The sequence below is a fragment of the Curtobacterium sp. PhB172 genome (assembly GCF_003752545.1).
In the GTDB taxonomy this organism is placed as follows: domain Bacteria; phylum Actinomycetota; class Actinomycetes; order Actinomycetales; family Microbacteriaceae; genus Curtobacterium.
This window is the reverse complement of record NZ_RKIF01000003.1, coordinates 2,099-5,540: the sequence shown is the minus strand read 5'-3', so window position 1 is coordinate 5,540 and position 3,442 is coordinate 2,099. Positions and strand designations below refer to the sequence as shown.

Genomic DNA, 3,442 nt, shown 5'->3' with positions numbered 1-3,442 from the left:
ACGTTAAGTCCGGCGGCGTCCTACTCTCCCACAAGGTCCCCCTTGCAGTACCATCGGCGCTGAGAGGCTTAGCTTCCGGGTTCGGAATGTGACCGGGCGTTTCCCTCTCGCTATGACCACCGGAACACTATCGACCATGATCTGGTCTCAAACATGTTCCGGCTGCTACCCACGAATGGGCAGAGCGGTGTATTCAGTTTGATTCCCGATCGTCTGTCGGGAACCACAAAGTGGACGCGAGCCCGTGCAACAAGTGCACGGAAATCAGTGTGTTATCAAGTCTTCGGCTTATTAGTACCGGTCAGCTCCACGGGTCGTTAGTCCCCGCTTCCACATCCGGCCTATCAACCCAGTAGTCTGCTGGGAGCCTCTCACACTCAAGGTGCATGGAAATCTCATCTCGAAGACGGCTTCCCGCTTAGATGCTTTCAGCGGTTATCCGGTCCGAACGTAGCTAATCAGCGGTGCCCTTGGCAGAACAACTGACACACCAGAGGTTCGTCCATCCCGGTCCTCTCGTACTAGGGATAGATCTTCTCAAATTTCCAACGCGCGCAGCGGATAGGGACCGAACTGTCTCACGACGTTCTAAACCCAGCTCGCGTACCGCTTTAATGGGCGAACAGCCCAACCCTTGGGACCTACTCCAGCCCCAGGATGCGACGAGCCGACATCGAGGTGCCAAACCATGCCGTCGATATGGACTCTTGGGCAAGATCAGCCTGTTATCCCCGAGGTACCTTTTATCCGTTGAGCGACAGCGCTTCCACAAGCCACTGCCGGATCACTAGTCCCGACTTTCGTCCCTGCTCGACCTGTCAGTCTCACAGTCAAGCTCCCTTGTGCACTTACACTCGCCACCTGATTGCCAACCAGGTTGAGGGAACCTTTGGGCGCCTCCGTTACTCTTTGGGAGGCAACCGCCCCAGTTAAACTACCCATCAGGCACTGTCCATGAACCCGATCAGGGTCCTACGTTAGACATCCAGAGTGACCAGAGTGGTATTTCAACAATGACTCCACGAACACTAGCGTGCCCGCTTCACAGTCTCCCACCTATCCTACACAAGCCACACCGAACACCAATACCAAACTGTAGTAAAGGTCACGGGGTCTTTCCGTCCTGCTGCGCGTAACGAGCATCTTTACTCGTAGTGCAATTTCGCCGAGTTCGCGGTTGAGACAGCTGGGAAGTCGTTACGCCATTCGTGCAGGTCGGAACTTACCCGACAAGGAATTTCGCTACCTTAGGATGGTTATAGTTACCACCGCCGTTTACTGGGGCTTAAATTCAGAGCTTCGCCCAAAGGCTAACCCTTCCTCTTAACCTTCCAGCACCGGGCAGGCGTCAGTCCGTATACATCGTCTTGCGACTTCGCACGGACCTGTGTTTTTAGTAAACAGTCGCTTCCCACTGGTCTCTGCGGCCTTCAACGCTCACGGAGCAAAGTCCGGTCACGTGTCCGGCCCCCCTTCTCCCGAAGTTACGGGGGCATTTTGCCGAGTTCCTTAACCACGATTCTCTCGATCTCCTTGGTATTCTCTACCTGACCACCTGAGTCGGTTTCGGGTACGGGCGGCTGCAACCTCGCGTCGATGCTTTTCTCGGCAGCATAGGATCACTGATTTCCCCTTACGGGTACGCGTCGGATCTCAGGCACACAGACGACGGATTTGCCTATCGTCAGCCCTACATCCTTACACCAGGTTCACCTTACGGATACCATCGCCTGGCTCAGCTACCTTCCTGCGTCACACCTGTTCATACGCTAACCGCACCAGCATGGGGTCGAGCGTTAGACCGGCCACCATCACCCCGAAGGGATCCGGTTGATCCGGGTTAGGACTCTTAGCACCACTGGATTAGCTTGGGCGGTTGTTCGCCGGTACGGGAATATCAACCCGTTGTCCATCGACTACGCCTGTCGGCCTCGCCTTAGGTCCCGACTTACCCAGGGCGGATTAACCTGGCCCTGGAACCCTTGGTCTTTCGGAGGACGGGTTTCTCACCCGTCTTTCGCTACTCATGCCTGCATTCTCACTCGTGTAGCGTCCACGGCTGGATCACTCCGCCGCTTCACTCGCCACACGACGCTCTCCTACCACTCCGCACGACTGAACCACGAAGGCTTGTCGAGTGTGCGAAATCTACAACTTCGGTGGTGTGCTTGAGCCCCGTTACATTGTCGGCGCGGAATCACTTGACCAGTGAGCTATTACGCACTCTTTCAAGGGTGGCTGCTTCTAAGCCAACCTCCTGGTTGTCTATGCAACTCCACATCCTTTCCCACTTAGCACACGCTTAGGGACCTTAGTTGGTAGTCTGGGTTGTTTCCCTCTCGACGATGAAGCTTATCCCCCACCGTCTCACTGCTGCGCTCTCACTCACCGGCATTCGGAGTTTGGCTGACGTCAGTAACCTGTTGAGGCCCATCGGCCATCCAGTAGCTCTACCTCCGGCGAGAAACACGCAACGCTGCACCTAAATGCATTTCGGAGAGAACCAGCTATCACGAAGTTTGATTGGCCTTTCACCCCTATCCACAGCTCATCCCCTCCATTTTCAACTGAAGTGGGTTCGGTCCTCCACGACGTCTTACCGTCGCTTCAACCTGGCCATGGATAGATCACTTCGCTTCGGGTCTAGAACATGCGACTCAAACGCCCTATTCAGACTCGCTTTCGCTACGGCTGCCCCACACGGGTTAACCTCGCCACATATCACTAACTCGCAGGCTCATTCTTCAAAAGGCACGCCGTCACCCCTACTAAGGAGGCTCCGACGGTTTGTAAGCAAACGGTTTCAGGTACTATTTCACTCCCCTCCCGGGGTACTTTTCACCTTTCCCTCACGGTACTTGTCCGCTATCGGTCATCTGGGAGTATTTAGGCTTATCAGGTGGTCCTGACAGATTCACACGGGATTTCTCGGGCCCCGTGCTACTTGGGATACACATCCGGCCATAACACCATTTCGTCTACGGGGCTGGCACCCACTACGGCCCGGCTTTCAAACCGGTTCGACTATGATGCGCTGTAACCGCCCCAGTCCGGCAGAACTGAGTGACGTGTCCCACAACCCCGACCATGCAACGCCCGCCGGCTATCACACATGATCGGTTTAGCCTCATCCGCTTTCGCTCGCCACTACTCACGGAATCACATGTTGTTTTCTCTTCCTGTGGGTACTGAGATGTTTCACTTCCCCACGTTCCCTCTACCCGCCCTATATATTCAGGCGGGAGTCACCAGGTCACAAAAGCGCCCAGCGGGGTTTCCCCATTCGGAAATCCTCGGATCAGGGCTCGATTATCAGCTCCCCGAGGCTTATCGCAGATTTCTACGTCCTTCTTCGGCTCCAGATGCCAAGGCATCCACCGTTTGCTCTTAGAAACTTGACCACAAAGATTAAAATTGCGATCCGTCATCACCCACAACACGG

2 rRNA genes are annotated in these 3,442 nt (G+C 55.2%); both read right to left on the bottom strand.

Annotation, left to right across the window (positions count from 1 at the left end):
• Window positions 1-7: 7 nt before the first annotated feature.
• Window positions 8-124, bottom strand: a 5S ribosomal RNA gene (gene rrf, locus EDF42_RS00905).
• A 147-nt stretch (window positions 125-271) separates the two neighbouring features.
• A 23S ribosomal RNA gene (locus EDF42_RS00900) occupies window positions 272-3,401 on the bottom strand.
• Window positions 3,402-3,442: the final 41 nt, after the last annotated feature.